This window comes from Pyxidicoccus sp. M6 (genome assembly GCF_055568925.1).
In genome coordinates, this window is the sequence record NZ_CM145714.1 from 11580700 (window position 1) to 11605052 (window position 24353).

Annotated in this window: 18 protein-coding genes; 9 read left to right on the forward strand and 9 right to left on the reverse strand. The window is 70.2% G+C overall.

The genetic code is table 11. From position 1 onward, the window contains the following. Positions 1-91 precede the first annotated feature (91 nt). Positions 92-2206 carry a serine/threonine-protein kinase gene (locus tag ACVTJA_RS45540; RefSeq protein WP_465830228.1) on the reverse strand — a complete coding sequence of 705 codons (2115 nt, stop codon included), beginning with the start codon at positions 2204-2206 and terminating at the stop codon, positions 92-94. Between the two features lie 256 nt (positions 2207-2462). Between ACVTJA_RS45540 and ACVTJA_RS45545 the strand changes: the two genes are divergently transcribed. Beyond that, positions 2463-4130 carry a Tox-REase-5 domain-containing protein gene (locus tag ACVTJA_RS45545; RefSeq protein ID WP_465830230.1) on the forward strand — a complete coding sequence of 556 codons (1668 nt, stop codon included), beginning with the start codon at positions 2463-2465 and terminating at the stop codon, positions 4128-4130. Positions 4131-4159: 29 nt separating this feature from the next. On the opposite strand, the gene ACVTJA_RS45550 is transcribed toward ACVTJA_RS45545, so the two are convergent. After that, positions 4160-5224 carry a mannose-1-phosphate guanylyltransferase gene (locus tag ACVTJA_RS45550; protein WP_465830231.1) on the reverse strand — a complete coding sequence of 355 codons (1065 nt, stop codon included), beginning with the start codon at positions 5222-5224 and terminating at the stop codon, positions 4160-4162. A 163-nt stretch (positions 5225-5387) separates the two neighbouring features. On the opposite strand from ACVTJA_RS45550, the gene ACVTJA_RS45555 reads away from it, so the two are divergent. Next, on the forward strand, positions 5388-8117 hold the full coding sequence (locus ACVTJA_RS45555; RefSeq protein WP_465830233.1) for a GDSL-type esterase/lipase family protein: 2730 nt from the start codon (positions 5388-5390) through the stop codon (positions 8115-8117). A 1-nt stretch (position 8118) separates the two neighbouring features. Beyond that, a complete protein-coding gene (locus tag ACVTJA_RS45560) occupies positions 8119-9534 on the forward strand; it encodes an MBOAT family O-acyltransferase (RefSeq protein WP_465830234.1) in 1416 nt (471 codons plus the stop codon). A 6-nt stretch (positions 9535-9540) separates the two neighbouring features. Here ACVTJA_RS45560 and ACVTJA_RS45565 read toward each other — a convergent pair whose 3' ends face one another. Together ACVTJA_RS45565 and ACVTJA_RS45570 are read right to left on the reverse strand one after the other, a co-directional pair. Beyond that, positions 9541-10137 carry a CoA pyrophosphatase gene (locus ACVTJA_RS45565; protein ID WP_465830235.1) on the reverse strand — a complete coding sequence of 199 codons (597 nt, stop codon included), beginning with the start codon at positions 10135-10137 and terminating at the stop codon, positions 9541-9543. 14 nt (positions 10138-10151) lie between these two features. Further along, positions 10152-11045, reverse strand: coding sequence for an undecaprenyl-diphosphate phosphatase (locus tag ACVTJA_RS45570; protein WP_465830237.1), 894 nt, complete (start codon positions 11043-11045; stop codon positions 10152-10154). A gap of 108 nt (positions 11046-11153) precedes the next feature. Between ACVTJA_RS45570 and ACVTJA_RS45575 the strand changes: the two genes are divergently transcribed. Next, positions 11154-11624 carry a YchJ family protein gene (locus ACVTJA_RS45575; protein WP_465830239.1) on the forward strand — a complete coding sequence of 157 codons (471 nt, stop codon included), beginning with the start codon at positions 11154-11156 and terminating at the stop codon, positions 11622-11624. A 49-nt stretch (positions 11625-11673) separates the two neighbouring features. Here ACVTJA_RS45575 and ACVTJA_RS45580 read toward each other — a convergent pair whose 3' ends face one another. The 3 genes from ACVTJA_RS45580 to ACVTJA_RS45590 form a co-directional block, all read right to left on the reverse strand. After that, positions 11674-12282, reverse strand: coding sequence for a hypothetical protein (locus ACVTJA_RS45580; protein ID WP_465830241.1), 609 nt, complete (start codon positions 12280-12282; stop codon positions 11674-11676). Between the two features lie 134 nt (positions 12283-12416). Next, a complete protein-coding gene (locus ACVTJA_RS45585; protein ID WP_465830243.1) occupies positions 12417-13052 on the reverse strand; it encodes a hypothetical protein in 636 nt (211 codons plus the stop codon). 42 nt (positions 13053-13094) lie between these two features. Further along, entirely contained in the window at positions 13095-15851 is a 2757-nt protein-coding gene (locus ACVTJA_RS45590) for a CHAT domain-containing protein (RefSeq protein ID WP_465830245.1), read from the reverse strand. A gap of 303 nt (positions 15852-16154) precedes the next feature. Here ACVTJA_RS45590 and ACVTJA_RS45595 point away from each other — a divergent pair, with 303 nt between their 5' ends. Then, complete coding sequence (locus ACVTJA_RS45595) at positions 16155-16976, forward strand: penicillin-binding transpeptidase domain-containing protein (protein WP_465830246.1); 822 nt, start codon at positions 16155-16157, stop codon at positions 16974-16976. A 30-nt stretch (positions 16977-17006) separates the two neighbouring features. Here ACVTJA_RS45595 and pdxR read toward each other — a convergent pair whose 3' ends face one another. Next, entirely contained in the window at positions 17007-18485 is a 1479-nt protein-coding gene (gene pdxR, locus ACVTJA_RS45600; protein ID WP_465830248.1) for a MocR-like pyridoxine biosynthesis transcription factor PdxR, read from the reverse strand. Between the two features lie 111 nt (positions 18486-18596). On the opposite strand from pdxR, the gene ACVTJA_RS45605 reads away from it, so the two are divergent. Then, positions 18597-19100 (forward strand): cupin domain-containing protein, encoded by a 504-nt coding sequence (locus ACVTJA_RS45605; RefSeq protein WP_465830250.1) that lies wholly within the window; start codon positions 18597-18599, stop codon positions 19098-19100. 2 nt (positions 19101-19102) lie between these two features. Further along, positions 19103-19990 (forward strand): dihydrodipicolinate synthase family protein, encoded by an 888-nt coding sequence (locus ACVTJA_RS45610; RefSeq protein ID WP_465830251.1) that lies wholly within the window; start codon positions 19103-19105, stop codon positions 19988-19990. A 95-nt stretch (positions 19991-20085) separates the two neighbouring features. Here ACVTJA_RS45610 and metK read toward each other — a convergent pair whose 3' ends face one another. Continuing rightward, a complete protein-coding gene (gene metK, locus ACVTJA_RS45615) occupies positions 20086-21267 on the reverse strand; it encodes a methionine adenosyltransferase (RefSeq protein ID WP_465830253.1) in 1182 nt (393 codons plus the stop codon). A gap of 243 nt (positions 21268-21510) precedes the next feature. Here metK and ACVTJA_RS45620 point away from each other — a divergent pair, with 243 nt between their 5' ends. Together ACVTJA_RS45620 and ACVTJA_RS45625 are read left to right on the forward strand one after the other, a co-directional pair. Then, positions 21511-22092, forward strand: coding sequence for an ABC transporter substrate-binding protein (locus ACVTJA_RS45620; RefSeq protein WP_465830255.1), 582 nt, complete (start codon positions 21511-21513; stop codon positions 22090-22092). A gap of 106 nt (positions 22093-22198) precedes the next feature. Beyond that, entirely contained in the window at positions 22199-24340 is a 2142-nt protein-coding gene (locus ACVTJA_RS45625) for a site-specific recombinase (protein WP_465830257.1), read from the forward strand. Positions 24341-24353 lie beyond the last annotated feature (13 nt).

Below are 24353 nucleotides of genomic sequence, written 5' to 3' on the forward strand. Positions count from 1 at the left end.
GCCAGCGACATGGGCTCGTGACTTGCCAGGAATTGCGAAGCGTGGAGGGGCACGAAGGGTAAGGCTTTACCCCACCGCGCGAGGTGGCCTCTCAGACCAGGGACGCAGGAGACTGTGCACTGCCTGCCGGGGCCACACCCGCGGAAGTGCGCTGGCGCAGCTCCTGGTAGTGGCGCAGCCAGGAGACGTTGAGCGGGTCCAACGCGAGCGCCTCGGCGTAGCGGGAGAGCGCGCCGCGCAGGGCCCGCTGCACCTCCAGCGCGTGGCCCTGGGTGAAGAGGGTGCGCGCGCGGGCCTCCGCGTCGGGGCGGGCGGCCAGGTACGCGCGGCGCAGCGGCTCGATGGACTCTTCCGTGAGGCCCGCCTCGACGCAGCGCGCGAGCCCGGCGAGGTTGGTGCGGAGGGCGTCGAAGCCCGCGCGGTGCAGCGGCTCGCCCAGGGTGCGGCGGGCGGCCTCGACGCGCTGACGGAGGGACTCCAGGGCCCGGCGCTGCTCCTCGGGCAGCACGCGCTGACGGAAGCCATCCAGGCGGCGCAGCGCGGCGCTGGCGCGGCGGCGTACCTCCTCGAAGTCCGCGTGCCGCGGAGCGCCCAGCAGGGTGTACGGGTCCTTCGCCGCGTCGGCGGCGCGCGCCAGCAGGCGGGCGAGCTCGGCGTCCGGGCGCGGCGGCTTGCGCGTGCTCGCGAGGGCCTGCGCCAGCAACTGCCGCAGCGGCTCACCGGGCTCCGCGTACTGGACGAAGACGCCGGCGGCCACGTTCCAGATGCGGGCCTCGTCGTGGGTGACCTGACGGACGACGTCGCACTCGCACCGCACCGTCCGCCCGGCGAAGGTCAGCTCCACCGGCAGCCGCGCGGCGAGCGGCGGCAGCGTCCCCTGCCACGCGGCGAAGAAGCCGTCCGTCGTCACGTCACCGGCGTCCACGGAGACGAGGCCCGCCGCCTCGCCCAGTCCCACGCGGATGCGCAGGCCCGCGGGCGCGGGCACGCACGGCGCGGACACCTCCAGCACCGGCGTGGCGACGTGGGCCACCTCGCGCAGCGCGAGGTGCAGCGGCGTGGCGCCGTCCGCGGGCACCGACTGCCCGAAGATGGAGATGAAGGCGCCGCTGCCCGGCACGGCCATGTCGGGAGTGAGGCGGATGGGCGGAACGATGTCCCACGGCACGCCCGTGTCGGGGAAGGGCCCGTTGCTGGAGACGAGGGAAGCGGGCGCGCCGTCCACCAGCTCGTCCACCACCACTTCGATTTCGGGGAGCAGCTCCTCGTCATCCGCGAACGGCGAGCGCGGCTCGGGCGGCAGGAGGACGGACGCGAGGCAGCTCGAGAGCGCCTCGCGGAAGGCGCGCGCATCCGGGAAGCGGTCATCCGGGCGCTGGGCCAGAGCGCGCAGCAGCACCTCGGACAGCGCGGGCGGCACGCTGGGATTGAGCGCGTGCGGCTGCGGCGGGGCCAGCTCGCCCACGCGGCCGAAGCCGAAGGGCAGCCGCCCGGTGACGAGCAGGTAGCCCACCACGCCCAGCGCGTACAGGTCCGCGCGGCCATCCACGGCTTCGCCGGCCCACTGCTCGGGAGCGATGAAGGCGGGCGAGCCCACCACCATGCCGCAAGCGCGCTCCTCCTTGGAAAGACTGGCGCTGAGCACGGCGCTGGCGCCGAAGTCGAGCACCTTCACCCGCCGCGCTCCGTACTTGTCGCGGGTGAGGACGAGGTTGTCGGCGGACAAGTCACAGTGCACGAGGCCTCGCGCGTGCGCGGCCTCCACGCCCTCCAGCGCCTGGACGAGGAGCTCCACGGCCTCCACCGGCGCCAGCGGCATGGGCAGACGCGAGAAGGGCTCGCCGTTGGCGTACTCCATGAGGAGGCACGGCAGGCCATGGGGACCGGGGCGCGCGTCGAGCACGCGGGCCACATGGCGGTGCGTGAGCTCGCGCAGGGCGCGGGCCTCCGCGTAGAAGCGCTGGCGCATGGCGGGCCGCGCGGCCAGGTGCGGGTGCAGCACCTTCACGGCGAAGCGGTGCGCGGTGGGAAGGTGTTCGGCGAGATACACCGTGCCCAGGGCCCCCGCCCCCAGCCGGCGCTTCAGCACGAGCGGCCCGTGCCGCTGGCCGACCAGCGACACGTCCTCGGCGTTGGTGGAGGCAGCCTGCTCGGCCGGGCAAGGAGTCCCGGCCGTGTGGGCCGCCGCGCAGTGCTTGCATGCCATCGAAGCCACCCTCGTTGCGCCCCGGAAAGCGGAGCGGGCGGCGTCGGCTCTGCAACCTTCGTGCAGCCCCCGTTCGTCGATGAGTGGACAAGGCAACCTCCCGGGAGAGCGGGGGCGCGGGTGTGCGGGTCCCAACGCACCCGTAATTCTTCCAGGGGTGCTGGCGAAGAATCTCCCGCGCACATCCGGCGCCATGCGGGCACTTCCGAGGGCTGTCACCCCCGCCTGCTACTCCGGTACGGACGAGAGGCCCTCCATGTTCATCCATCACCCCGGCCGTCGCGGCTGTAGCAGCCACAAATACAGCGGCCGGCCTCATGTATTGATTGCAACGCTCCTGGCCACCACCGGCTGTGGCACCTGGAACCTGAAGGAGATGCCGCTGAGCGAGCTCGACAGCGGCGCGCTGCACTACCGCTCCGCGTCTCCGCCGTCGTTCACGCAGACGGAGGAGAAGGCGGGGGGTGATGCATCGGCGCAGGGCATCGCCGCGAGCGGTGATGCGAGCCCGGCCCATGCGGGTCGTGCGAGGACCGCTGACGAGGCAGCAGCGCAAGTGGCCCGTGTGGCGAGCACCGTGAAGCAACGGCTGCTGCGAAGTGACGCGCTCGTGCAGGTGATGTCGCGAGCCGGTCTCACGCGGGCACACGAGCAGTTGCCCGACGGCGCGCCGCTCTCGCCGGAGGAGGCCTCGGCGCTGTTCGGAGCGTTGTTGGAGAAGCCCGTCACGGTGGAGAGCTTCGGTCCGCGACTCGTCGCCTCGCGGCTGTTGCGCGAGGTGGTGGAGGGTGACGAAGAGGTGTCGCGCGCGGAGCTGCAGGAGCGCGTGAAGCGCAATGAGCGCCTCGCGGTGCTGCGTCCGGACGGAGTGCTGGCCATGGCCCTCACGGGCACGGCGAGGCAGCGCGTGGGCGAGGTGCAGTGGAGGGAAGGCTCCTTCCGCGCGGGCAGCTTCGTGGTGGGCTCGCTCTACTCGGAAGCCACGGGCGTCTGGCGTCCCGTGGACGCGGCGCTCCAGCGAGGCTGGGACAGCCCTGTCCTGGCGGAGGTGCGCGACGAGGCCATTGCACAGGGCGGCGCCGAGGACTCGTTCATCGAGCTGGTCCTCGTGCTGGGACAGCTCCTCACGCAGCCGGGCGACCACCCCGCCGCGCTGGCACAGCTCCCCGAGGGACTCGCCACGCTCGTCACGTCCTCGCCCGCGTATCTGCGGCGCTTCCAACGACTGACGCGTGGAGAGCAGGTCCGCGAGCTGTCGAAGCTGAGCGCCACGCTGCTGTCCACGTGGGGCACGGTGACGGGAACGCCTCGCACGCTGGCGGCACTGGGCCGGGGATGGGAGGCACATCGCATCCCGGTGCTGTCGCTCTCGGAAGACGGCACGTTGGCGGTGGAGCGCCTCGCGGTGCCCGTGGGCCGCGCCGTCACCGTGCTCGGCGATGGGCCCGGCGCGGCCGCCATCCTCCACCTCGAGACATCACTGGCCGAGCCGAGCCGCCGGCCCGAGCCCACGGGAGGGCCCGGCCGCTGGGCACCCTCCCGCGAGCTGCTGTCCCCGCGTGCGGCGCGCTACCAGGAACACGTCTCCGGCCATCCCGTGAGCGAGGCGTACTGGCTGGGTGAGCCGGGCCGGAAGGACAGCACGCGGTTCGACGGCTTCGAGGACGGAGCGTTGCTGGAGGTCCGAGGCCCGGGGCTCGCGAGCCGCTTCAACGACGACCTCACGCCGAAGCCCTCGTTCGCGAAGTGGGGCGCGAAGGCGCTCGTCGAGCAGGCGCGCCGACAACATCAAGCGGCGCTCGCAATGGGAGCACGCATCCGCTGGCGAGTCGCGGAGGAGAAGGCCGCCCGCGCGATTCAGAAGCTCTTCGACGACGCGCAGCTCGACGAGGTGGAAGTCCTCCACACGCCCGCGCCGCAATGAAGCGCGGGCGGTGAGGCACCCTCGCGCGGCTACAGGTACTTCGTCATCTTGCGAGCCTTGAGCGCCTCGACGACCTTGCGCACGTCCTGGCTCTTGTCCTTCGGCACCACGAGGACGGCGTCGCCGGAGTCCACCACCACGACATCGGTGAGGCCCACCACGGCCAGCGGGCGCTTCTCCGCGAGCACCACGCAGTTCTTGCAGTCCACCACCACCGCCGAGTCACCGGACACCACGTTGCCGTTGGCATCCGCGGGGCGGACCTCGGGAATCGCCGCGAAGGAGCCCACGTCGGACCAGCCGAAGTCACCCGGCAGCACGGCGATGTTGGACGCCTTCTCCATGACGCCATAGTCGATGGAGATGGACGGCAGCTTGGGGAACACCTTCTTCAGCACCGACGCGAAGGTGCGCTTGCCCGCGGCCTTCTTCAGCGCGTCCAGCCCCTTCTTCATCTCCGGCATGTGCTGCGCGAAGGCCTCCAGGATGACGTCCGCGCGGAACACGAAGATGCCGCCATTCCACAGGTAGTCACCCGAGGCGAGGTAGCCCTTCGCCGTCTCGAGGTCAGGCTTCTCCTTGAACGCCTGCACCTTGCGGCCGCCCCCCTCCAGCGACTCGCCCACCTGGATGTAGCCGTAGCCCGTCTCCGGATGCGCGGGCTTGATGCCCAGCGTGACGATGTGGCCCGCCTCGGCAATCTTCGCGGCCTCGGCCAGGGTGCGCTTGAAGCCGGCCACGTCCGCCACGTGGTGGTCCGACGGCAACACCACCATGACGCCCTTCGGATTGCGCGCGGCCACCTGCACGGCGGCCAGGGCAATCGCGGGCGCGGTGTTGCGGGCCACGGGCTCCACCAGGAGGTTGGCCTTGGGCAGGCCCTTCACCAGCTTCGCCGCGTTCTTCGCGTGCAGCGGGCCACAGACGATGAAGGTGTCCTTCACCGACGCGAGCCCCTTGAGGCGCGCGGAGGTGTCGGTGATGAGGGGCTGCTTCGAGGCCAGCGGCAGGAACTGCTTGGGGCGCGCCTGGCGGGACAGGGGCCAGAAGCGGGTGCCGGAGCCACCGGCCATGATGACGGGATAGAGGGCCATAACGGGTATCGAACTCCTGGTATGGCGGCGCACCATACCGTTTCGGCCCCTCGGGGGAAGGGAGTCATGCCGCTGACAGCCCGCCTGCCCCACACTCGGGGAGACTCCGAATGTAGGTGAGAGTTTTGACCCGCCCCCAAAAAGCCAGTCTCATGCCGCGCTGTTGGACTTCCTCAAGGCCAGATCCACCGGGCTGACGCTCGTCCTCACCGTCGCACTGGCGCTGGGACTCTCGTTGGCACCGGTGCCCGAAGCGTTCCGTCCCGTCCCGAGCCTGCAGCGCAGCGGCCCGCTGGGCCCGAAGCTGGTCGCCCTCGTGCTGCCCGCGTCGCTGACGGGCAAGAAGCCCGCTCGCCCGCCCCCGGCGGACACGGCGGTGGCGGACGCGCTCCCTCCCGAAGAGGAGGAGACCGACGCGGGCACGGCCCTGGCGGACACGCCCCCTGCCCTGCCCTCCGTGCCCACCACGCCCGGCATCGGCCTGGAGGAGCTGAGCGCCCCCACCCTGGCCCGCGCGCTGGAATTGGAGGCCCTGCGTGAGCGCATGGGCGCCCAGCACGTGGACATCGAACTGAACTGCCGCAAGTCGGCCCCGGACGGCACGTGCCTGGAGGACGGGCTCGCCCCCTTCTCCCGCGCGCTGGCCGAGCTCCGCGCCGACACCCGCCGCGCGCCGGTGCGCGTGGTGCACCTGGGCGACTCGCTGATTGCGTCCGACCACATCACCGACATGGTGCGGGACAGGCTCCAGGAGCGCTTCGGCGCGGGCGGCAAGGGCTTCCTCTTCATCACCCGCCCGGCGAGCGCCGGCCGCTGGACGCGCTCCGGACGCGGCTCGGACGGCTGGGTGATTGAACGGCTGGTGGACACGAAGTGGCCCCGCGACAGGGTGGGCTGGACGGGCGTGGCCTTCACCTCGGGCGGCGGCTCGCAGAGCACGCGCTATGACGTGGAGGGGGCTCGGACGGCGGAGCTGTTCTTCCTCGCCCAGCCGGCCAGCGGCTCCGTGCAGCTCTCCGTGGACGGCAAGCCGCTGCAGCGCATCCAGACGCGCGGCTTCTCCAAGACGAAGTCCGAGGCCGCCTTCGCCCGCGTCTCGCTGCCCGAGGGCGCGAAGACGCTGTCGCTCACCACGTCCGGCAAGGTGGAGCTGCACGGCGTGACGCTGGAGACGGGGCAGCCCGGCGTCGTCTACGACACGGTGGGCCTGCTCGGCGGAATGGCGGAGGTGTACCTGCGCGCCCAGCCCGCCGCGTTCCGTGCGCAGCTGCGCCAGCGCAAGCCGGCGCTGGTGGTGCTGATGGTGGGCGGCAACGAGGCCTTCTTCTTCTCGCGCGAGCGCACCACGCTGGAGCAGGTGCGGGCGCAGATGAAGGAGCTCATCTCGCGCGTGCGCGCCAACGTGCCGGACTCCGCGTGCCTCGTCATGTCCCCCATCGACGCGGGCGTGCGCACCATGAGCGGCGACATCACCCCCCGCCGCGGCTCCAAGGAAGTGGGCGACATCTTCCGCGAGGAGGCCCGTGCCGGAGGCTGCGCCTTCTACGATGCCTTCACCGCCATGGGCGGCGAGGGCTCCGCGATTCGCTGGCTCGACGAGGGGCTGATGCTGGAGGACCTCGTCCACCCGCGCGTGAAGGGCTCCGATTTGCTGGGCCACCTCTTCGACCTCTCGCTCCAGCGCGCCTTCGCGAAGTCGCATGCGCCGCTCGTGGCCGTGACGGACCCGCCGGGCCTGCAGGGCGCGGACGCGGCGCTGGTGAAGACCTTCGAGCGGCTGGGCCGCCGCGAGGCCGGCGAGTCCGTGCGCGTGGGCATTGCCCAGCTCGGCGCGTCGCACACGGCCTCGCACTACTTCACGGACGCGGTGCGCGAGGTGCTCACCCAGCGCTTCGGCGACGCGGGCCGGGGCTTCATCGCCGCCGGCAAGCCCTCTCCACGCCTGGACGCCGCGAAGGTGGCCCGCGAGCTGGAGGGCGAGTGGGCGGTGGAGGACGCGCTGGAGGCGGCACCGGGTGGCCTCTGGGGCCTCACCGGCATCCGCGCCGTGGGCGCGCCCGGCGCGAAGCTGCGCATCCAGTTCTGCAAGGGCTGCCCCGACGCGAAGACGCCCAACGGCCGGCTGGACCTCTACACGCTGGATGTGCCCAACGCGGGCGCGCCGGAAATCCTCGTGGACGGCCAGCCGGTGCCCCCGGACGCGCCGCTGCCCGAGCCCCTCACCGCGCCCACCGTGCGCATCCGCTCCTTCCCCGTCAGCGGCCCCGCGCACACGGTGCAGGTGTCCGCGCCGGCCGACAGCGGTGTCACCGTGCTGGGCGCCTCACTGGAGCAGGACACGCCCGGCGTGGTGCTGGACGCGCTGGGGCTGCCCGGTGCGACGGCCTTCACGCTGCGGGACATGGACGCGGCGGCGGTGGACGCGCAGCTCACCTCGCGCCGGCCCGACCTGCTCGTCTTCTGGTACGGCACCAACGAAGCCGGCAAGGCGGACCTGGACGCGGAAGCGCTGCGCCGCGACTACCCCGCCCTCATCGCCCGGCTGCGCAAGGCCACCAACGCCGAGTGCCTGCTGCTGGGCCCCACGGACCGGCTGGAGCAGGACGCGAATGGCCAGTGGCATGAAGCGCCCGCGCTGGCCTCGGTGCTGAGGACGCTGCCGCAGGTGGCGAAGGAGGCGGGCTGCGCGTACTGGTCTCCGCGCTCGGCCATGGGCGGTGAGCGCGCCATGCTGCGCTGGCAGCGCGCGGAGCCGGCGCTGGGCCACGCGGACGGCGTGCACCTGACGCCCGAGGGCTACGCGCGGCTGGCGGGAGCCTTCGTGCGCGACTTCCTCTCCGCCTACGAGCTGCACAAGAAGGCCCAGCCCACCGCGCGCGTGGAGGACAACTGACGTGCTGTCCCACAGCCTCCAATACCTCGCCTTCGCCATCGTGGTGTTCGGCACCTACTGGGCGGTGCACAAGCACTACGCGGGCCGCATGGCGGTGCTGCTGCTGGCGAGCGTGTACTTCTACGCCGTCTTCACGCCCTTCCCGCTCCTCATCTTCCTGGCGGGCGTCACGGTGGACCACCTGTGCGTGAAGGGCATGGCCCGCGCGCAGTCACCCGGCGCGCGCAAGGCGCTCGTCACGCTGTCCGTCGTGTCCAACCTGGGGCTGCTCGCGGGCTTCAAGTACCTGGAGCTGTTGCGCGAGACGGCCGTGTCGCTGCTGGCGCCGCTGGGCATCGCGGTGCGGACGGAGCCGTTCCACCTGCTGTTGCCGGTGGGCCTGTCCTTCTACGTCTTCCAGGCCATCAGCTACACGGTGGACGTGTACCGGGGGAAGGCGAGCCCGGAGCACTCGTTCTTCGAGCACCTGCTCTACATGCTCTTCTTCCCGCGCGTGGTGAGCGGCCCCATCGTCCGCGCGTCGGAGCTGATGGCGCACTTCCGCGACACGCCGAGCCTCACGCCCGAGCAGGGCGGCCACGCGCTGTTCCGCATCGCCGTGGGCCTGGTGAAGAAGCTGGTCATCGCGGACGTGTTGGGCAGCGGAATCGTGGACCCCGTCTTCGGCGCGCCGGAGAAGTACGCGTCCGCCGAGTGCATCGTCGCCGCGGTGGCCTACACCTTCGAGCTCTACTACGACTTCTCGGGGTACTCGGACATCGCCATCGGCGTGGCGGCGCTGTTCGGCTTCAAGTTCCCGGAGAACTTCAACCGCCCGTACCTGGCGAAGAACATCGGCGAGTTCTGGAACCGGTGGCACCTGAGCCTGTCCACATGGCTGCGGGACTACCTGTACCGGCCGCTGGGCGGCAACCGCGTGTCGAAGCCGCGAGTGCTCTTCAACCTGATGACGGTGATGGTGCTGGGCGGCCTGTGGCACGGCGCGGACTGGCGCTTCGCCATCTGGGGCGCGGTGCACGGCGTGGCGCTGTGCATCTCCCGCTGCTGGGAGTGGGCGGTGGGCAAGCCCGACTCGCCGGGCATCCCCCGCGTCGCGGCGGGCATGCTGTCCACGTTCATCATCGTGGTGCTGACGCGCGTGGTGTTCCGCGCGCCGGACATGACGCACGCGGGAGAGTTCTACGCGCGGATGATGGCGGGAGTGCCCGGCATCGCCAACGTGAGCCCGCTGGTGTGGAGCATGCTGGCGGCGGCGGTGTTCTTCCACGCGGTGCCGATGAAGGCCTACCACGTGGCGTCGGACCTCTTCGTCCGCATGCCCGTGCCGGTGCGAGCCGTGGCGCTGGTGCTGCTCGGCCTGGGCATCCGCCACCTGTCCGCGGTGGAGACGCGCCCGTACGTGTACCTGCAGTTCTGAGCGGCCTCAGCCCAGCGCCGCGGCCGGGCCCTGCTGCACGTGGTTGAGGAAGTCGCGCAGGATGCGCGCCGTGGCGCCCCAGATGACGTGGGTGCCGTACGTGTAGAAGTACAGCTCGCGCTCGGAGCCGAAGATTTCCTTCCGCTCGATTCGGAGGATGGCCGGGTCCAGCAGGTTGGCCAGCGGGACTTCGAGGATGAAGGCCACCTCGTCCGCGCTCGGTGCGTACTGCCCGTCCCCGGGGATGACGCCCACGAAGGGGCGCACGCGGTACTGGGAGATGGTCGGCACCTCGTCGAGCATGCCAAGCACCCGCACGCGTCGCCGGTCGATGCCCAGCTCCTCCTCCGTCTCGCGCAGCGCGGTGTGCAGCGGCGTCGCGTCCTCCGCGTCACGGCCGCCACCGGGGAAGCTGTACTGGTCCGAGTGGGTGCGCATGTTGGCGGGCCGGCGCGTGAAGAGCACGTGCGGCACGCCGTCACGCTCGAACACGGGCACCAGCACCGAGGCCTCGCGCAGCACCAGCCCCGGCAGGTCCACCGTACGTGCCGGCCGCGACGACAGCCGCGACTCCAACGATTGGAACAGCGACTCCACGCTCACGACGGCACCCTTCGCTAGTCCGTGACCTGCTTCTCAATCTGCTGCTTGCCCGGCTCCTTCGGCAGGTCGATGTTCTCCAGGCCGGAGCGGGGCTGGAGCTTGCCCATCTGCAGGAGCACCAGCAGCAGTCCCCCCAGCACCACGCGGTACACCACGAAGACCAGCGTGGTGCGCGAGCGCAGGTAGCTCAACAGCCAGGCGATGGCCGCCATGCCCGAGGCGAACGCCACCAGCGTGCCCACCCAGAGAGACAGGGCGGACGGCCGCTCGGTGGCCTCCAGCAGGTGCTTGAGCTCGAAGACGCCGGCCAGGGTGGTGGCGGGGATGGACAGCAGGAAGGAGTAGCGCGCGGCGTCCTCGCGCTTGAGGCCCAGGGACAGGCCTCCCGTCAGCGTGGTGCCCGAGCGCGACGAGCCCGGAATCAGCGCCAGCGCCTGCCACAGGCCGATGATGATGCCGTCCTTCCAGCGCATGTCCTCCAGCGTCCGCTTGTGAGAAGCGGCGCGCTCCACCACGAAGAGGATGATGGCGAGGACGATGAGGCTGCCGGCGATGACGTAGAGCGAGCGGAACTGGTTCTCGATGAGCTTCTTGAAGAGGAGCCCGCAGACGCCGATAGGCAGCGTGCCCACGAGGACGAACCACGCCAGTCGCGACTCGAGCGTGCCGAACGGGTCCTTCCGCGCCAGCCCGCGGAAGAAGGCCGCGGTGAGCGCGACGATGTCCTTGCGGAAGTAGATGAGCACGGCGGCCACCGTGCCGAGCTGGATGACGGCGGAGTACGCGGCTCCGGGGTCCTTCCAGCCGAACAGCTCCGGGGCGATGCGCAGGTGCGCGGTGGAGCTGATGGGGAGGAACTCGGTGAGGCCCTGGACGAGGCCCAGGACGATGGCTTGGAGGATGCTCATAAGGGCGCGGCCCCCGGATGTATGTCCGGACTCCCCCGCCAGCAAGGGCGTTCATCCGTCACTGTGCGGGCCCACACGCACGGGACGGGGTAGGCTGCGCGGCGCGCCATGCCCCCTGCCCCGCCCTGTCCCTGCTGCTCCGGACTCCGCTACAAGGAGTGCTGCGCTCCGTTCCACCGTGGAGAGGCGGAGCCGCCCGACGCCGAGAAGCTGATGCGCAGCCGTTACAGCGCATTCGCCATGAGGGACGTGGCGTACCTGTGGAAGACACTGCACCCGGACCACCCGGACCGGGCCCGGCCTCGCGAGGAGTACCTGAGAGACCTGCGCGCCTATGCACAGGGGCATCAGTTCCCGAAGCTGGTGGTGATGGGCTGGAGGCCGCCGGATGCGTCCGGGCTGGCGCAGGTGCTGTTCTTCGCCAAGGTGTTCGAGAAGGGGAAGGAGCGCTCCTTCGTGGAGCGCTCGGACTTCCGGCACGACGGGACGGGGTGGCGTTACCTGTCCGGCGTCACGGTGCAGCCGAAGGCGCTGGACGTTCCGCCGGAGACACTCACGTTGGAGACGTTCCCCGGGTAGCGGAAGGGCCGCCTTCCCTTGAGGAGGAAGGCGGCCCCGCGCTCATGGACTACGCCAACAGGGGCTGCTCAGGCTGGATGTCCCCCTGGTCCTTCGGGTCAGTCGGTGGCGGATCCCCGATGGACGTCTCATCCGGCCGGTCCCAGGGCCCCGTCGGCACCAGGATGGGCCCAGAGGACTCGGCAACAGCAGGCTGTACGGGCTGGATGTTGCCCTTGTCCTTCGGGTCCGTCGGCGGCGGGTCCCCGATAGACGTCTCATCTGGCCGGTCCCATGGCTCCGTCGGCAACAGGATGGGTCCGGAGGACTCGGCCACGACGACCAGGGTTGGCTGGATGTTGCCCGGGTCCTTCGGAGAGTCAGGCGGGTCGTCGCCGATCTCCGTCGAGTCCGGTTTGTCGTCGGGGCCCGTCGGCAACAGGATGGGCCCGGAGGATTCGGCGCGCCTGAAGCCCTCGCCTATGGAGACAGTCACGAGCGTGGGCTGGATGTTCCCCTGGTCCTTCGGATCGTTCGGCGGTGGGTCACCAATCTCCGTCGGGTCGGGCTCATCCCCAGTTCTCGTTGGGATCACGATGGGGCCCGGTGGTCCAGCCGTCCCCACCATGGGTCCAATGACCAGCGTCAACATCGCCCACTTCCACATCTGACTCTTCATCTACTCCCCCTCTGAACAACTCGAAGCGGGCCGGCCACCGCTTCGAGTGCAGACTACAGCGGGGTTCTGACAACCAATGCCGCCCAGGTGTGAAGCCATCTCCTGCTGGCTCCGCACCCGGACGGCATCGCGCACTACCGAGGCACGGTCGTCCCGGGCGCAGGCTGCGTGCTGCTCGGAGGAGCGGGGTCGCTCACGGCATCGACCGCGTTGGCACTGCTCCACGCCAACTGCGAGAAGGTCTCAATCTGTTTCGGAGCGGCTCCGCCCTGGTCCTTCGGGTCCTCCGGTGGCTCGTCGCCAATCTCATTGCTATCGAAGCAGGGGTCGAAGGTCGGCTCATCGTCTCCCGAGCCTGTCCCCGTAGAAGGCGAAGTCGCGCCTGACGCTACTGCGGCACTTCCCGCCGCGCTCTTCCCTTCGAGCACCTTCACAGGAGAGGTGTAGAGCACGACCGGGATGCGGGACTTGTAGACGTTCGCAAGGAAGGACTCGCGGCTACTCCGGTCGCCCTTCACCAGATACGTGAAGCTCTTCATCTGCAGGTTGATGCCTGCGGCAAGAAACGCCCCTGTGTCCGGGCAGAGCCCCACAATGACCTGTGTGGCGCCAGGCGGAGGGCTTCCACCAGGAGGCAGCGATTGGACAGGTGGTGCCTTGGGCCCGGGCCCCGGCTCGGGGCAAGCATTCGGCGTCGGCCGCGGTTCGAAAACCCGGCACCCCGTGACTGCTCCAGCCAACACGATGCACAGCAAAATCTTCTTCATCATTGTCATCCCCCTCCTCACGAACAGAGCTGTTTCACCCAGCTCTCAATCGAACACCAGAACGGAGCGCACCCAACTTCGGGGGTCACGCGCCAACCACTGCATGCGCACGTCGCGAAGCGCGACTGACGCGGACTGCCCACGCCGGATGCGCTCGCGCACAGCACTGAAGAACGGCCCCGCTTCTGCATCTGGAACGTCCACTGTGGCAGCAAGCACGGCACTCGCCCCTGCATCGACGAAGGCGACAGGCAGACTGAAGCGCTCATAGGTCCATGGCGCTCCCCGGGCCGCGCGACATGCGGCCAGGATGACCAGTGGCTGGCGCCGCAGAGGCTGCGCCTGAACCTCCCCTGCGGTGAGGGCATAGCGCCCGTCTTCTTCAGGTGACAGCACCAGAAGCGAAGCCTCGGAGAGATTGGGGTTAACCAATCCATGTGCGTGAATCTCGATCTCCGTTGCATTCTCCATTGCATCCAGAATGCGCGAGGGTGTTGCATCTGAACCGGACAGAACGGTGGTGCCCTCTCCCGTCATTCCATTCCAAGCGCCCAGTGATGGAAGCCCCAGGTCCATCGGTGCCTTCACGTCGGCAACGACGAGACGACGCGCAGGAGATGCAACAGGAGCGGTTTGCAGAGGCTGGCGCACATAATAGGCCCAGGCCATTTCTGCGGGCAGCAAACCGGCACGTCCATGTAGTGGCGGGCGCGCAACGACGTACACCTGCTCGCACGCACGCAGAGGAGCTACCAATGACTCTGGGATGAGCCCCTCCACGTCTTCACTGAGAGGTACTCTTCGACTCGCATCGTAGTAGCCCTTCAGTCGCCCATCTGGGCCGCGAGTCATGACGAGCGTTCGTTCGACATCGACCGCGACGGCAACAAGACAGCGCTCCGGTAGGGGACTGCCCAGCTCTTCGCCGAACAGTGTCAGCGCCTGCTCGTATTCACCTGCCCTACCTGCGGCAAATGATAGCGAGGCATAACTATAGGCACGCGCTTTGCGCGCATTCACGTTGTAGGAAGGTAGGAGGCGTGCCTCGGCAATGGCCTGCCGGAGCAAGGCTTCTCCGCGGGTCCGATCTCGTTCGACCATGAAGCGCCCCTCAATGTGCGTGAGAAGTGCCAGGTCCCCAGGCTTGAGTTTGCCCTCCTTGCGCTGCTCCGCCAGCGCATCCGTGAATCGAGCGTCCTGAGATGGCTCGGGATACATCCGAGCCAGATCTGCCAGTGTCATTGCACCCGACAACAGCAAGGGGCCCTTGCACGAGAGCGCCTCCTGCATGTGTTCACGAGCCTCTGTCAGAGAGAAATCTGACAAGGCTGCGAGCGCCTCGTTGGACCCGACAAAATGACGAATAGCGCAATCATCAGGATACTGAGCAAGTGCCTCCTCTAGATATGCGCGCGCCAGGGCCGCCTCGCCCTGATATCGGGCGTTCTGTCCGAGGTGCAGGAGAAGTTTTGCGTCCCCCCATCTACCGTCGCCCCGGTATGCCATTCGTGCCGCAAGCACGTGCTTGTTCGACTCCGGAATCCGGTGGAGCTGCCGGTAGAGCTCGCCCAGGTCGGATTCGATAGGAACGCAGCGGTACCCGATCGGCTGCTTTCCACAACGAGTAACCGCGTCCAACAGGAGTTGCTCCGCGCGAAGCAGCTCGCCTCGCGAAATGGCGGCCAATGCTTGCTCTTGCTCCGCAAGCAGCAGGAACCAGGGGTCATCCGATTGCCCAGCGAGGTCTGTGAACGTGTCCAGGTGCTCCCGGATCTTCCGCTCGCGGACAAGCGCTCCCATATACAGGTCCCGCTCCCCGGCGCGGAGCACCTCTTCCAGATACGCGGGAAGCCCTCCCTCCACCCGATGCGTGCGGTACAGTTCCAGGTACCGCTTTGCCAGCGGCGCACGACGGCGGAAGTCACGTGCTTCCGCCCAGCGGACGGCATCCCGCAGCGCCGTGCCTCCGTGACGCACGTCCAATGTCTCGGCCACAGGCCAGAGCGCCTTGAGCCGGTCTATCGACGGTGCCGAACGGATGGCCTCGTACAGATACATACGGAAGATGCCGGGCCGAGCCTGGAGAAGCCCCGGAGGCACCAGCTTCTCCCCCGCCACCATGGCCTCTCCCAGCGCCACGGTCTTCTTCCATTCATCCATCCCCTCCAACCGCCCGCGCAGCGACTCCGCCCGAGCCTTCGCCTCTCCCGCCCACCCGTGCTCCCCCAGCGCGGCCACCGCGTCGAACGACTGCGCCGCCAGCGCCCACAGCTCCAGCTCCTTCAGCACCAGCCCGCGGTTCCACAACGCCTGCGCATGCTTCGGGTCCGCCTTCAGCGCGCCCTCCAGCAGTTCCAGCGCCTTCGCATGGTCCTTCTTGTCCAGCGCAAGGATGGCCTTGTCGCTCGCCGCATCCGGAGAGTCCCCCGCCTTCGACAGGTACGGCGCCGCCATCTGCGCGTTGCCGCGCACCAGGTACGCCGCCGCCAGCCCGCGCACGTCCCCTTCCGCCTCCATCCGCGCCAGCTCGCGCAGCGGCGCCGGTGGCAACGCCCCCGCATCCCCCGAGCGCATCGGCCCGTAGGGACGGTGCACGTCCGCTCCCGGATAGCTCACCCGTGCTTCAATCGCGCGCGTGGGCGAATCCGCGAGGAACAGCGCCGGAGGCACCTGCTCACGCGTGGCACTCCGGAGCGATGGCAGGCCCACCGTCGCCGCGACCACTCCCGCCGTGGCGGCCAGGAGCATCCACTTCGCCCGGCGCAGCCACGGACTCCAGGAACGAGGCTTGTCCTCGACCAACTTGGAGCTCCCTACTTGTGCGCCGTGGCTTCTCACGCCCAACCAACGGCGGCACCCGTGAATCTTCCCGCCAAGACGCTACGCTCCTTGCACCTCGGCCGCGACTTTCACTTGCCCGGTGCTCGGCACCGCCGGCGTCGACACCCACGTAGATGCAGCCTCACGGCAAATACCGGGTGCGGGCAGTGGCACACGCCTTCGTGTCCACACGGCCACGCGTCCCCACGTCATCCACCTGCGCGCAGGCTGGCCCACACCTTGCTCCAGGCGCCACCCGCCTCACGAACCCCCAGGAGCTCCCGCATGTCCCAACGCCACGCCGCCGCGCTGCTCGTGCTGACCACGCTCGCCTCCTCGCTCTGCGCCGCCGCGCCACGGAAGCCCGCCCCGGCGCACCCGGGCTGCTTCCTGCTCATGGACCTGGAGACCGGGAATGTGACGCGCAACAACGCGGACAAGTGCGCCAGGCGCCTCGTCCCCGCCTCGTCCTTCAAGGTGCCGCACGCGCTCATCGCCCTGGAGACGGGCGTCCTCTCCGGCCCCACCGAGGTCCGCAAGTGGGACGGCACGAAGCACGCCGTGGAGATGTGGAACCAGGACCAGACGCTCGACACGGCGATGCGCCGCTCCGCCCTCTGGTTCTTCCAGGGGACGGCGAAGCAGATTGGCCGCGAGCGCATGGAGGAATGGCTGAAGCGCTTCCGCTACGGCAACGCGGACGCCTCCGGCGACATCACCCGCTTCTGGCTGGGCGGCCCGCTGCGCATCTCCCCGGACGAGCAGCTCGACTTCCTCGCCCGCATGTACCGCGGTGAATTGCCCGTGAGCGCGAAGACGCTGGAGGCCGTGAAGGCCACGCTGGTGCAGGGCCCGGACACCGTGGCCAACACCCGCGACGGCATCAACATGGGCGGCCCATGGAAGGACGGCGCGGTGCTGAGCTGCAAGACGGGCACGTACACGCAACCCGAGGGCGACATCACCTGGCTCATCGGCCACATCGCCACGCCGCGCGGGCGCTACGTCTTCGTCAGCGCCGTGCAGTCCCTGGGGGGCACGAAGCACACGCCCCACCCCGCGCTCGCCTCCGCCATCGACGCGCTGAAGGCGCAGGGCCTGCTCTGAAACATTGAAGCGAAAGCGCCTGCCCGCCGCTCAGCGCTGACGCGGGCACGCATGGGCCAGTCGGCGCACCGCCTCGCGCAACTCCTCCGGCGTGAGCGAGGCGTAGCCCAGTCGGAATGCCTCCGGGCCCCGGCCCTCCAGCACGAAGGCCTGTCCGGCCGTCACGTGCACCCCTTCCGAGCGGGCACGCTTCGCCCAGGCCCCCGCGTCCACCCCGTCCCTGGCATGCGCCCAGAGCGCGAGTCCTCCGGCGGGCACCTCGAACTCCAGCAGGCCGTCCAATCCGGTGCGCAAGGCCTCGGCGAGCGCGTCACGCCGTGCCTGGTACTCGCGGCGCGCGCGGCGGGCATGGCGCTGCAGCTCGCCCTCCTCCAGCAGCTCCGCCACGGCCCGCTCCAGCGGCGCATCACCCTGGCGGTCCACCACCATGCGCAGCGCGGCGAGCTGCCTCACCACGGGGGCCGGGGCCACGCAGTAGCCCAGCCGCAGCCCCGGTGCCACCAGCTTGGACAGCGAGCCCACGTAGACGACGCTGCCCGAGCGGTCCGCGCTCGCGAGCGGGAGCACGGGACGCCCCTCGTAGTGGAAGTCGTGGTCATAGTCGTCCTCCACCACGGCCAGGCCCGCGTCCCCGGCGAGGCGGAGCAGTTCCACCCGGCGCGCGGCGGTGAGCGTCACGGTGGTGGGGTACTGGTGGTGCGGCGTGAGAAACACGGCGCGCACCGTCTTCCGCGCGAGCAGCGCGCGCAGGGCATCCACCCGGAGCCCCTGCGCGTCCACTGGCACGCCCACCAGCTTCGCCCCCGCGAGCCTCAGTGCCTCCCACGCGGGCCGGTAGCCCAGCGCCTCCACCGCGACGACGTCCCCGGGACGCACCAGCGCCCGGGCCACGAGGAAGAGTGCCATCTGGCTGCCACGGGTGACGAGGACGTCATCCTCCCCCGCCGCCAGCCCCCGCGTTTCGCTCAGCATGCGCGCCAGGGCGCGGCGCAGCAGCGGCTCCCCGCGCGCATCCCCCGACGCGAGCGTCGTGCGCGCCCGCCCTGTGAGGACGCGGCGGAAGGCTCGCGCCAGCGCGAGCGACGGAGCGAGCCGCACGTCCGGCGCCCCATCGTTGAATCGCAGGGCCCCGCGGACCGGAGGCACTTCCATGTCATCCGGGAATGGCTGCAACGCGTCCAGCGCGAAGGCGGGCCGCTCGGGCATCCGCTGCCTCGGAGCGCTCCCGAAGCCCTTGGGCGTTCTCACCGGCAGCGTTGCGGAGACGAACGTGCCGCGCGACGGCTCCGCCGAGGCCCACCCCTGCTGGATGAGCTCGCGGTACGCCGCGTCCACCGTGTTGCGGTGGATGCCGAGATGCCCGGCCAGCGCGCGCGTGCCGGGCAGCGCGTCACCGGGTGACAGCCGTCCCCGCTCGATGTCGCGAATGATGGCGCGCGACAGCCGCACGAAGAGGGGCCCGTCCGAGGCGGGGCCGAGCTCGATGTTCATCTTCCAGGAGCGGAGCACCGGCCCAGCGTACTTCTCCAGTCCGGCACTTTCGAGGGTGCCGGTTGGTCTCTACCTTCCGCGCGCATCCGCCGCCCGGGAAGTCCTCGCGGCGGGGCGCAAGGAGACGCCATGAGCCAGAGCACCGAGGTGAAGAAGAAGTACGAGTCCGCCGACTTCGACAAGACGCCGCCGCGCCCGCGCGTCGTCATGCCGGAGCGGCTGGCCCATCCCCACGTGGAGGACGCGGGCAGCAACGAGGGCTACTCGAAGGAGCGCAAGCACCCCGTCTTCTTCGTGGACCTGCCCTCGCACGCCATCAGCATGACGATTGGCTGGCTGGAGCCGGGCCAGTCCTCCAACAAGCACCGCCACACCTACGAAACCATCCTCTACGTGCTGGAGGGTGAGGGGTACTCCGAAATCCAGGGCCGGCGCATCCCCTGGAAGCAGGGCGACGCCGTCTACATCCCGGTCTGGGCGTGGCACCACCACGTCAACACGCACCCTACGGCCCGCGCGCGCTACCTCGCCTGCGAGAACGCCCCCATGCTGCAGAACATGGGCGGCGTGGCGCTGCGCGAGGAGGTGGGCGAGAAGGGCCAGTCCCTGCTGCGCAACGGCGAGGAGGGCTGAACATGAGCCGCAACACTCCCCTGCGCGGCATCATCGGCTACACCATCACCCCCTTCAGGGCGGACGGCGCCGTGGACCTCGACACGCTCCGCCGGCTCACCGAGCAGATGGTGGCCGCGGGCGTCCACGCCGTCGCCCCGCTCGGCAGCACGGGCAGCCTGCCCTACCTGGATGACGGCGAGCGCGAGGCCGTCACCGAGTGCACGCTGAAGGCCGTGGCCGGCCGCGTGCCCGTCATGGTGGGCGTCTCCAGCCTCACCACCGAGCGCACCGTGCACCACGCGCGCTTCGCCGAGAAGGCCGGCGCCGCCGCGGTGATGGTGATTCCGATGAGCTACTGGAAGCTCACCGAGGAGGAAATCCTCCGGCACTTCGACCGGGTGGCGAGCGCCATCTCCATCCCCATCATGGCCTACAACAACCCGGCCACGGGCGGGCTGGACCTGACGCCGGAGCTCCTCGCGAAGCTGCTGGAGATTCCCAACGTCACCATGGTGAAGGAGAGCACCGGCGACGTCGGGAGGATGCACCGGCTCCGCCAGGTGGCCGGCGACGACGTCGCGTTCTACAACGGCTCCAACCCGCTCGCGCTCGCGGCCTTCGCGGCCGGAGCCCGCGGCTGGTGCACGGCGGCGCCCGCCCTCATCCCCGAGCTCAACCTGCGCCTCTACGAGGCCATGGGAAGAGCAGACCTCGCCGAGGCCCGGCGCGTCTTCCAGAAGCAATTGCCGCTGCTCCAGTTCATCGTGAAGGGCGGCCTGCCCCGCACCATCGCCGCGGGGCTGGAGCTGCGCGGCACGCCGGTGGGCCCGCTGCGCGCGCCGCTCCTGCCCCTCCCCGACGCGGAGCGGGAGGCGCTGCGCCGCATCCTCGACCGGCTCGAGGCGTGAGGCCGGCGCACCGCACCAGCCCCTGAAACGAAAACGCGCGCCCGCCCCGAGAGGGACAGGCGCGCGGCTTCAACTCAACGAGACCTGCTTGCGCTTCAGACCGCCTTCAGGCGGCTCGACGAAGCGGTGCCACCGACGGCGTCACGCAGGGCGTCCTTCTTGTCGGTGCGCTCCCAGGTGAACTCCTTCTCGGTGCGGCCGAAGTGACCGTAGGCAGCGGTCTTCTGGTAGATGGGCCGCAGCAGGTCCAGGTGCTCGGTGATTTCGCGCGGCTTGAGGCCGAACACCTGACGCACGGCCTTGGCGATGCGCTCCTCGGGAACCGTGGCGGTGCCGAAGGTCTCCACCATGACGCTGACCGGCTCGGCCACGCCGATGGCGTAGGACACCTGCACCTCGCAGCGCTTCGCCAGGCCCGCGGCCACCACGTTCTTCGCGATGTAGCGGCCCATGTACGCGGCCGAGCGGTCCACCTTGGACGGGTCCTTGCCGCTGAACGCGCCGCCACCGTGACGGCCCATGCCGCCGTAGGTGTCGACGATGATCTTGCGGCCCGTCACGCCGGAGTCGCCCATGGGGCCACCCACCACGAAGCGGCCGGTGGGGTTGATGAAGAACTTGGTCTTGTTGTCGATGAGCTTCTTGGGCAGCGCCTTCGCGATGACGTCCTCGCGGATGGCCTCCTGGATCTTCTTGTTGGAGACCTCCTCGGCGTGCTGCGTGGACACCACCACCGCGTCGATGCGGACGGGGCGGCCATCCACGTACTGCACCGTCACCTGGCTCTTGCCGTCCGGGCGAATCCAGGGGTGCTGCTTGCGGCGCACGTCCGCCAGGCGGCGGGTCAGCGCGTGGGCGTAGTGCAGCGGCGCGGGCATCAGCTCCGACGTCTCGTCGCACGCGAAGCCGAACATCATGCCCTGGTCACCGGCGCCCTGGTCCTTCTTGTTGTCGACGCCCCGGGCGATGTCCTGGCTCTGGCCCTCGATGGCCACCATGACGCCGCAGGTGTTGCCGTCGTAGCCCATGGAGCTGTCGGTGTAGCCGATGCGGCAGATGGTGCTGCGAACGATGCGCGGGATGTCCACGTAACAGTTCGTCGTCACCTCGCCCGCGACGATGGCGAGGCCCGTCTTGACGAGCGTCTCCACCGCGACGCGCGCCTGCGGATCCTTGGCGATGATGGCATCCAGCACACCGTCGGAGATCTGGTCGGCGATCTTGTCCGGGTGGCCTTCGGTGACGGATTCGGACGTGAACAAGTAGTCGGTAGGCATGTCGTCTCTGAACTGGCGCGGAACGAACCGTGCGCGAGGGTCCGGACACTAAACGTCGTGTCCTAGAGGAGTCAAACGTCCAGCGAGTCCTCTTCATTCGTCCTACGCGCCTGATTTCGAGCCCTGCGGGCAGGCGGGCCCCGGCGCACGGCCGCCCCCCAGGGGACGGTGAATTTCAACAGGCGCCAGCCGTTCCCATGCGCTAACAGGCATCACGAATTCCCCTCGGAGGACCCACCCGACATGAACGCCCGCTTCCGTACCGTCACCTTCCTGGCCGCCATGGCCTTCGCCGTCCCCGCGCTCGCCGGCGCGCCGAAGGACGATGCCGTCGCCAAGCCGGTGAAGACGGTGGTGCAGTCCGTGCGCTACGAGCGCGACGCGGCCGCCCTCAAGCTCTTCGGCAGCGAGGAGCAGGGGAAGTTCCTGCTCGGCGACGCCTGGGCCAAGGGCACGGACGCCCAGCGCAAGGAGTTCGTCGAGCTGTTCCAGGGCCTCTTCGCGGGCATCGCCTTCCCCCGCGTGCGTGAGAACTTCAAGAACCTGGACTCCATCACCTACGAGCCCGCCGACGTGAAGGGCAACGAGGCGACGGTGGCCTCCACCATCTTCATCAAGCACCCGCTGAAGACGCAGGAGATGAAGCTGAAGTACCGCCTCGTGAAGGACGCCGCCGCGTGGAAGGTGGTGGACGTGACGGTGCTCGGCTCCTCCATGCTCCAGGACATCCGCGACTCGCAGGTGCAGCCGCTGCTCAACCAGGGCGGTTGGGACCTGCTCCTGACGCGCATGCGCACCGAGCTGGCGAAGGTGCAGAAGAAGTAATCGCTTCAGCAGCGCAGCGGCCGGGCCACCAGGCGCCCGGCCGCCGCGAGGGTTCCGGGGCGGTGCGCCATCGCATAGTCTCTCGCTCCCCCCGAGTGCCTGGCCGATGACCGCCCCCTCCCCCGTCCAGCCCGCCCGCAGCACCGGCCCGTCCGCTCGCGAGGTGGACGCTTTCTGCGTGCAGTACGCGCCCCGGGCTCCGGGCAACCCCGCCGTCCGGGACTTGTACCGGCTCCTGTGCGACGTGCCCGAGGACGGCCTGGAGGCGCGGCTGGAGTGGGTGGAGCGCTGGACGCACTGGCTGCGCGAGCGCATCCCCGCCAACGCCCTGGTGGACGCCGATGAGCCTCCACAGTCCGCCGCCGACAGCCGCCTTCTTCTGATGGTGCGGGTGATGGAGGGCGAGCCCACCATGCGCGCCGCCGTCACCCGGCTGGTGTCCGCGGTGTGCGACGGCAGCCGCGGGCTGAAGCTCTTCGCCCAGGTGGGCCTGCCCGCGGGGCAGGGCTTCTTCTCCGAGGCCTCGGACCGGCTGGCGCGCTCGCTGCTCCCCGCGCCGCCCGAGCCCGGCAAGCTGTCCGAGTTGCTCCTGCGCCTGTTCCCCGTGCCCGCAGACGCGGACGGGCTGGCCGCGCTGTCCCCGGCGCTGCTGGCGAAGCTGGCGGCGCTGGTGGGCGACGCGCGTCCTCCCGACCCGGTGCCCGCCACCCGCGTGCGCGCGGACATGATGGACGCGCTGCTGCTGTTGGCCGTGCAGACGGCCGGGCTGGGCACCGCGGAGGACATCCGTGAGCGCAGCCCGGAGACGTCCTTCCGGGGCTCGCCCTTCCTGCGGCTGCGGCTGGCGTGCGACGCGGTGCTCGCGCGCGACGCGGCGCTGGACACGCTGAGGGACTTGTCCACCTGCGTGGCGGACTGCCGGCAGGTGGTGGCCAGCGTGTCACGACACCTGGAGGCGGCGGGCGTCAGCGTGGACCTGGTGTACCGGCTGGAGCGCATCCGCCGGAGCCTGGAGCGCATGGAGGCCCTGGCCCGCGTGCTGGGCGCGCCGCGCGGAGAGCCCCGCTGGCGCGAGGCGATGACGCTGCTGGTGGACCTCTTGCGGAGGGCGCACGCGGACCGCTCCGTGCTGGAGTTGGTGAAGCGCAACGTGCGGATGCTGGCGCGCAAAATCATCGAGCGCGCGGGCCACTCCGGCGAGCACTACATCACCAGCAACCGCGCCGAGTTCCACGCCATGATTCACTCGGCGGCGGGCGGCGGGCTGCTGACGGCCTTCACCGCGGCGCTGAAGTTCTTCCTCGGCGGCCTCGCGCTGGCGCCCTTCTTCGCGGGCCTCTTCGCCGCGCTCAACTACGCCGGCAGCTTCGTGCTGATGCAGTTCCTCGGCTTCACCCTGGCCACCAAGCAGCCGTCCATGACGGCGGCGACGCTGGCGGGCGCGGTGGGCGAGAGGGACGCCGCGCAGGGGCGGCAGGAGCGACTGCTGGCCCTGCTGCCGCGCATCACCCGCTCGCAGCTCGCCGCGGCCCTGGGCAACCTGGGCTGTGTGCTGCCCGCGGCGGTGGCGCTGGCGCTGGTGTACGGGCAACTGTCGCACCACCCGCTGCTCAGCGAGGAGAAGGCCTGGTACGTGGTGCACTCGCTGCACCCGTGGCGCAGCGCCACCCTGCTGTGGGCGGCCTTCACCGGCGTGCTGCTGTGGATGTCCAGCGTAGCGGCCGGGTGGCTGGAGAACTTCGTGGTGTACCGGAGGCTGCCGGAGGCGCTGGCGCAGCACCGCATCCTCAAGGCGGTGCTGGGCGAGGCGCGCGCGCGACGGCTCGCGGAAGGCCTCATGCACCACGTGGCGGGCGTGGGCGGCAGCGTCACGCTCGGCTTCCTGCTGGCCATGGTGCCGACGGTGGCGGGCTTCTTCGGGCTGACGCTGGACGTGCGGCACGTCACCCTGTCCTTCGGCTCGCTCGCCTTCGCGGGCTGCGCGCTGGGGCCCACGGCGGTGCTCCAGCCGGACTTCCTCGCCGCGGTGGCCGGGGTGGGGGTCATCGGGCTGCTCAACTTCGGCGTGTCCTTCGTGCTCGCCCTGGGCGTGGCCCTGCGCGCCCGCGACGTGTCCACCCGCGAGGCGCTGCCCTTCCTGCGCGCCGCCCTCCTGCGCTTCGTGAAGGACCCGCGCTCGTTCCTCCTGCCGCCCCGGGAGAGCGCCCCCGACGAGGCGCTCCAGGCGTCCACGCCGCCCGCGCACTGAGGCACGGACTCCT

Bases quoted from the DNA above. Each gene is read 5' to 3' on its own strand.
- ACVTJA_RS45540 (WP_465830228.1), bottom strand. From the start codon at position 2,206: ATGGCATGCAAGCACTGCGCGGCGGCCCACACGGCCGGGACTCCTTGC.
- ACVTJA_RS45545 (WP_465830230.1), top strand. From the start codon at position 2,463: ATGTTCATCCATCACCCCGGCCGTCGCGGCTGTAGCAGCCACAAATAC.
- ACVTJA_RS45550 (WP_465830231.1), bottom strand. From the start codon at position 5,224: ATGGCCCTCTATCCCGTCATCATGGCCGGTGGCTCCGGCACCCGCTTC.
- ACVTJA_RS45570 (WP_465830237.1), bottom strand. From the start codon at position 11,045: ATGAGCATCCTCCAAGCCATCGTCCTGGGCCTCGTCCAGGGCCTCACC.
- ACVTJA_RS45575 (WP_465830239.1), top strand. From the start codon at position 11,154: ATGCCCCCTGCCCCGCCCTGTCCCTGCTGCTCCGGACTCCGCTACAAG.
- ACVTJA_RS45580 (WP_465830241.1), bottom strand. From the start codon at position 12,282: ATGAAGAGTCAGATGTGGAAGTGGGCGATGTTGACGCTGGTCATTGGA.
- ACVTJA_RS45585 (WP_465830243.1), bottom strand. From the start codon at position 13,052: ATGATGAAGAAGATTTTGCTGTGCATCGTGTTGGCTGGAGCAGTCACG.
- ACVTJA_RS45595 (WP_465830246.1), top strand. From the start codon at position 16,155: ATGTCCCAACGCCACGCCGCCGCGCTGCTCGTGCTGACCACGCTCGCC.
- ACVTJA_RS45605 (WP_465830250.1), top strand. From the start codon at position 18,597: ATGAGCCAGAGCACCGAGGTGAAGAAGAAGTACGAGTCCGCCGACTTC.
- ACVTJA_RS45610 (WP_465830251.1), top strand. From the start codon at position 19,103: ATGAGCCGCAACACTCCCCTGCGCGGCATCATCGGCTACACCATCACC.
- metK (WP_465830253.1), bottom strand. From the start codon at position 21,267: ATGCCTACCGACTACTTGTTCACGTCCGAATCCGTCACCGAAGGCCAC.
- ACVTJA_RS45620 (WP_465830255.1), top strand. From the start codon at position 21,511: ATGAACGCCCGCTTCCGTACCGTCACCTTCCTGGCCGCCATGGCCTTC.
- ACVTJA_RS45625 (WP_465830257.1), top strand. From the start codon at position 22,199: ATGACCGCCCCCTCCCCCGTCCAGCCCGCCCGCAGCACCGGCCCGTCC.